5 protein-coding genes and 1 pseudogene are annotated in these 5,983 nt (G+C 67.3%); 3 read left to right on the forward strand and 3 right to left on the reverse strand.

What is annotated here, in order from left to right; all coding sequences use genetic code 11:
- Positions 1-407 (reverse strand): heavy-metal-associated domain-containing protein (locus H590_RS16910; protein ID WP_071161772.1); only part of this gene is annotated, 407 nt, incomplete at its 3' end.
- 57 nt (positions 408-464) lie between these two features.
- A complete protein-coding gene (locus tag H590_RS19335; protein WP_051238647.1) occupies positions 465-794 on the reverse strand; it encodes a metal-sensitive transcriptional regulator in 330 nt (109 codons plus the stop codon).
- Between the two features lie 502 nt (positions 795-1,296).
- Between H590_RS19335 and dnaB the strand changes: the two genes are divergently transcribed.
- Together dnaB and nhaA are read left to right on the forward strand one after the other, a co-directional pair.
- Positions 1,297-2,649, forward strand: coding sequence for a replicative DNA helicase (dnaB, locus tag H590_RS0113420; protein WP_028703916.1), 1,353 nt, complete (start codon positions 1,297-1,299; stop codon positions 2,647-2,649).
- A 147-nt stretch (positions 2,650-2,796) separates the two neighbouring features.
- Complete coding sequence (gene nhaA / locus H590_RS0113425) at positions 2,797-4,629, forward strand: Na+/H+ antiporter NhaA (RefSeq protein WP_036982638.1); 1,833 nt, start codon at positions 2,797-2,799, stop codon at positions 4,627-4,629.
- Positions 4,630-4,671: 42 nt separating this feature from the next.
- On the opposite strand, the gene H590_RS0113430 is transcribed toward nhaA, so the two are convergent.
- Positions 4,672-5,400, reverse strand: a complete 729-nt coding sequence (locus H590_RS0113430) for an NPCBM/NEW2 domain-containing protein (protein WP_211221191.1) — start codon at positions 5,398-5,400, stop codon at positions 4,672-4,674.
- A 431-nt stretch (positions 5,401-5,831) separates the two neighbouring features.
- Between H590_RS0113430 and H590_RS18535 the strand changes: the two are divergent.
- Positions 5,832-5,983, forward strand: a pseudogene (locus H590_RS18535) (ISL3 family transposase); the annotation flags it as partial.

Here is a 5,983-nt window from a genome sequence, read left to right on the forward strand (position 1 = left end):
CAACCGCTCTCGGCCTTCTGATGGTGACCGCAGCCGCAGGACTCGCCCTCACCGTGTGAGGCGTGCTTCTCGGCGGCATCGGCGGAGTGCTGATGGCCCTCATGCCCACCGCAGCCGCAACCGCTCTCGGCAGAGTCTGCGTGGTGGTGACCGCCGCAGCCGCACTCGCCGCCCGGGTGACCGGCGGTGTCCAGGCTGGTGGCCGCGGCGACGGTGTAGTCGCCGGCCTCGTCCACGGCGGCCTTGATCGTGTCGAGGTCGATCGGGGCCTCGGAGGTGACGTCCATCGAGTTGGAGGCCAGCGAGACCTGCACCTTCGAGACGCCGTCGATGGCCGAGACCTCCTCGGTGATGGCGTTGACGCAGTGCTCGCAGGTCATGCCGTTGATGGTGTATGTCTTCTGCATTGATGTCCTCCTGGGACGATGTCTGGACAGTTGGTGGGTGACGCTGGGTCCGGTCGGTCAGGACCGGACGAGTCGTGCGATGGCCTGGTTGGCCTCGGCGATCTTGGCCTCGGACTCCTGGCCTCCGGCACGTGCGGCCCTGACGACGCAGTGGTCCATGTGCTCGGAGAGGAGTTCCAGGGAGACCGACTTGAGCGCCGAGTTGACGGCTGCGATCTGGGTGAGGATGTCGATGCAGTACTTCTCCTCGTCGACCATCCGTTCCAGACCCCTCACCTGGCCCTCGATGCGGCGGAGTCGGCGCAGATGCGCCTCCTTGTGTTCCAGGTAGCCGTGCTGCGGGTGCTGCAGATCCGAGGGATCGCAGCAGGTCTCGTGCTCGTCCATCTCCCACCTCCACACCGGACTATACCCACAGGGGGTATCCGATTCAATGGCCCCCGACCGCCCCACAGATCGCCGAGTCCGCTTCCACAAGCCCATTCAGCAGTTGTGGACAACTCATCCCCACGGCAGAACGCGGGGACTCTACCACCGATCGATCCACAGCCCGTCGGCCCAGGTCCCGACTCGCCGGGCGCCGAAAAATCGCCCTCCAAGATTCAGCACACCCACCATCGCCCCTTGTCAGAGCCTGGTCTCCGGCGTGTCGTCAACACCTCGGCGGAACTTGTGCCCAGCTCGGCCCGGGATATCCCCAGGCTTGGGAGAGCTGTCCACCGGTTGTCCACAGACCCTGTGGACAACTCCCTGGACCGCCCGTCTCCCCGCCCTGCACGCGGGCCGATCACGGCCTGGAACCCCGGGTCGCTTCCCCCGGCCTTGGCCGGCATGAAAGACTCAGAGTTTGTACTCTGCCCACAGCCAGGGCATGCGGTGAGGAGTTCAGATGTCACAGCCTGCGGACCAGGGCCCGGGAACCATCAATATCGACCGGACGCCGCCGCAGGACCTGGAGGCCGAGCAGAGCGTCCTCGGCGCGATGCTGATGAGCAAGGAGGCCATCGCCGACGCCGTCGAGGCTCTCAAGCCCCGCGACTTCTACCGTCCGGCCAATGAGCTGGTCTTCAATGCGATCCTCGAGCTCTACGGACGCGGCGAACCGGCCGATCCGGTGACGGTCGCCGACGAGCTCTCGCGGCACGGCGATCTGGAGCAGGCGGGTGGTCACATCTACCTCGCCGATCTGCTGGCCAGCGTCTCGGTGGCCGCCAATGCCTCCTACTACGCCGCCATCGTGCGCGACAAGGCCGTGCTGCGGCGTCTCGTGGAGGCGTCACTGAAGATCTCACAGATGGGGTACCAGGCTCAGGGCGAGGTGGCCGACATCGTCGACGCCGCCCAGCAGACCCTCTACCAGGTCACCGAGGGCAAGACGAGCGAGGACTACCACCCGCTGTCCGAACTCTTCGAGTCCACCTTCGACGAGATGGAGGCCATCGAGGCCCGCGGCGACTCGATGTCGGGAATCCCCACCGGGTTCACCGACCTGGACGATCTCACCAACGGCTTCCAGCCGGGCCAGATGATCATCGTGGCGGCCCGACCCGCGATGGGCAAGTCCACCCTGGCCCTGGACTTCGCCCGGGCGGCGTCCATCAAGCACGGCCTCACCTCGGCGATCTTCTCCCTGGAGATGGGCCACTCCGAGATCGTGATGAAACTGCTGGCCGCCGAGGCCGGGGTCGAGCTGTCGCGGATCCGCGGCGGCAAGCTCAACGAGGAGGACTGGCAGAAGCTGGTCGCCAAGACCACCAAGATCTCCTCGGCGCCGCTGTTCATCGACGACTCCCCGAACCTCACGATGATGGAGATCCGGGCCAAGGCGCGCCGCCTCAAGGAGCAGCACGACCTGAAACTCGTCGTCATCGACTACATGCAGCTGATGACCTCGGGCAAGAAGGTGGAGTCCCGACAGCTCGAGGTCTCCGAGTTCTCCCGCCAGATCAAACTGCTGGCCAAGGAACTCTCGATCCCGGTGATCGCGTTGTCCCAGCTCAACCGAGGTCCCGAGCAGCGCACCGACAAGCGGCCGATGATGAGCGATCTGCGTGAGTCCGGATCCCTGGAGCAGGACGCCGACATCGTCATCCTGCTCCACCGCGAGGACGTCTACGACAAGGAGAGCCGGGCCGGCGAGGCGGACTTCATCGTCGCCAAGCACCGCAACGGCCCGACGGCCACCATCCACACGGCATTCCAGGGACACCTGTCCCGGTTCGTCGAGATGCAGAACAAGTAGGCACCGGCGCGATCCCGACGGGACCAGCGCACCCGACCCTCGGGGCGGCCCCGGTCGACCGATCCCGTGACCGACAGACCGGCTGGATGACCGACCCCGACCGACCCCGACCCCGTGACCGACAAGACCAGGCAGGAAAGAAGGCCCATGGACCATCACCCCGACGACCCGGTGGCGTCCCACCCGATGCAGCCGCTGCGCCGCTCGATGAAACTCCACCACTGGCTCAACAACGACACCTACGCGGCCATCGCACTGGCCGCGGCGACCGTCGTCGCCCTGGTGTGGGCCAACATCGGGGGCAGCTACCACGCCTTCTGGCACACCCACTTCGGGTTCATCCTCGGCGGCACCGACTTCGAGCTCAGCATCTACGAGTGGGTCGACGAGGGGGTGATGGCGCTCTTCTTCTTCATGGTCGGTCTGGACGTCCGGCGCGACCTCACCCTCGGCGAACTGCGCTCCAAGCGCCGCGCGATGCTGCCGCTGGCCGCCGCCCTGGGCGGACTGGTCGTCCCGGCGGCGCTGTTCCTGCTGGTCGCCGGGAACTCCGGGCACACCAGCGCCTGGGGCACCGTGATCTCCACCGACACCGCCTTCGCGGTCGGCATGCTCGCCATCGTCGCCCCCCGCAACGCACCGCGGCTGCGATCCTTCCTGCTGGCCCTGGCGGTCATCGACGACATCGCCGCCCTGACAGTCATCGCGGTCTTCTACACCAGCCACCTCAATCTGGTCGCCCTGATGCTGGCCGGAATCGGCCTGCTCGGCGTCTGGGGCCTGGAACGGCTCAATGTCTGGCGGGTCGGCCCCTACGTCCCGCTGGCGATCTGGACCTGGGGGTGCTTCTTCGCCTCCGGGGTGCACGCCACCCTGGCCGGGGTGCTCATCGCCCTGCTGATGCCGGTCTACCCGCCGCGGCGCAAGGACCTCCAGTTCGCCTCCCAGATCTTCGACCAGTTCCGCCAGGCTCCTCAGCCCGACATGGCCCAGCGGGCCCGCGAGGCAGTGATCTTCTCGGTGCCGATGAACCAGCGGCTCTCCGCGGCGATCGCCCCCTACGTCAACTACCTGGTCGTGCCGCTGTTCGCCCTGGCCAATGCCGGCGTCTCGCTGTCGGGCGACAGCCTCACCAAGGCCTTCACCTCCTCCCTCACCTGGGGGATCATCGCCGGCCTGGTGGTCGGCAAGGCGGCGGGCATCGCCGGCGCCTCCCTGCTGGTGCTCAAGCTGTCCCCCGGCTCACGCCTGCCGGGCCTGGACGGGCCGCGGCTGGCCGGGGTCGGCGCGCTGTCCGGGATGGGCTTCACCATCTCCCTGCTGGTGGTCGGAATGGCCGTCGAGGATCCGGTGGCCGCCGACCAGGCGAGGGTCGGCGTCATCGTCGCCTCGATGCTGGCGCTGCTGCTGTCCTGGCTGATCTTCCGGCTGAGCCGGCAATTCAAGCCGCTCCCCCGGCCCGCCGGCGAACGGCTGGAGCGTCCGGTCGACGCCGAGGACGACCACATCCGGGGCCCGGTGGACGCGCCGGTCACCCTGGTCGTCTACTCCCCGATGAACTACGACTACCGGCGTCGGACCGCCGTCGCGCTGAGGCAGACGCGCACCGCCCTGGGTGACTCGATCCGGATCGTCTACCGCCACCACGCCGTCGAGGGATCCGAGATCACCGGCGCCCTGGCGCTGGAGGCCGCCGCCGAGCAGGGACGGTTCTGGGAGATGCACGACGCCCTGGTCGCCTCGCGCAACAGCCTGGACACCGACGCCGTGAACTCCATCGCCGCCCGGATCGGGCTGGACACCAAGAGATTCGAGACCCGGATCAGTCACCAGGACGACTGGGAGCGGGTCGAGAACGACAACCTCGACCTGGAGAACGCCGAGACCCACGACACCACGCTCATCTACCTCAACGGCTCCCGGGTCGACGGGCCGCTGCACTCGATGGCTCTCACCGCGATAGCCCACGCCCAGCTGTGAGGTCGTGGTTCCCGGTGGGTCTCAGCTGGGCCCCGGCGGGTCTCAGCTGGTCGGGGTCGGAAGATCTCCGGTGCACTGGACGGCAGCATCTCCCCAGATCATGTAGACCGATTCACTGCTCTGCTCGGACTCCAGCCACTGGGTGCGGATCGTGACCCGCAGCGCATTGGTGATGTTCAGGTCCACCGGGACGGAGGCCCCGTAGGCGATCTTCTTGGTGAGGACCGCCTTGCCGTCCACCAGGATGCTGGCGACGGCCGGCGTGGTGTCGGTCTGCTGATCATCCAGTCCAAGGGTGGCGGTCATCCTCGTGCACCGCCGGGCCAGCAGGTAGTCCACCTCACTGGGGTCGCTGTAGCGACCGATCGTGGTGCGGACCGAGTTGGCGAGCAGCTTGCCGTTCACCTCATAGGCCCCCGAGTCAAGGGTCCCGCTCACCGGGGTGAGGTCGTGGAGGTAGACGGCGCCGAACCCACCGGGCTGCGCCGAGGAACTGGCATCGGTGCTCGCGTCGGGGGAGGCCGTGACGCCGGCAGCGTCGGTGGAGCCGGTATCGGTGGGCGTCGGAGACTCCGAGGACGGGGATGAGGCGACGGCACTCACCGTGGCGGTGGCGGTGACAGTGGTCTGGGCCGGAGGACTGGCCGTGCTCCGACTCCCCATGCAGCCCGAGGCGAGGGCCAGCACCGCGAGGCCGGTCACCCCCATCACCGCAGCACGACCCGCACGACGCGAGCGAGCCGGCCGACGATCATCCGTGGCATCCACCATCATGGCGTCTCCTTCATCTCCGCACTGATCACCCGACACACCTGATCCGTCATCACGCTACGGCAGAATGTGCGTCCGGGACCGGGGGATTCTCGTCTGAATAGCCCGCGCATGTCCCCCGATCATGGGACATGCCAGCGGTGAGCGCCTCCACAGGAGGGCCGGTGACAATCCATTCCCACAACGGCCGGTACGCGATGTCCCCCACCTGCGGTACATATCCTCCGATGTCCCATGAATGGGTCACATCAACAGCGTCGACGACGACGCCCGCGATGGCTAGTTTGTGGGCTCTTCAGGATCCAGGGTGTAGTTGTGGCTTGACTGTGTGTGGATCGGTTGTCACTTCGCTGTGAGGACGGGGTGCGTGGGGGAGGGCCCTGCGGAAGGATCGGAGTGTTCAAGTCCCGTTCCTGCACCACAACGCCCTCATGTCTCACGTTACCTTCACCGCCCCTGACCTGACCACGTTCTGCTGTCTCGATGAGCTGGGCCTGGAGGTGGTCGGCCAGCACATCACCGCCGAGCGGGCCGTGGTGGCCTGCCGGGTGGTCGAGGCTGACGACTGGTGCCGGCGGTGCGG

Source organism: Acidipropionibacterium jensenii DSM 20535 (assembly GCF_000425285.1).
In the GTDB taxonomy this organism is placed as follows: domain Bacteria; phylum Actinomycetota; class Actinomycetes; order Propionibacteriales; family Propionibacteriaceae; genus Acidipropionibacterium; species Acidipropionibacterium jensenii.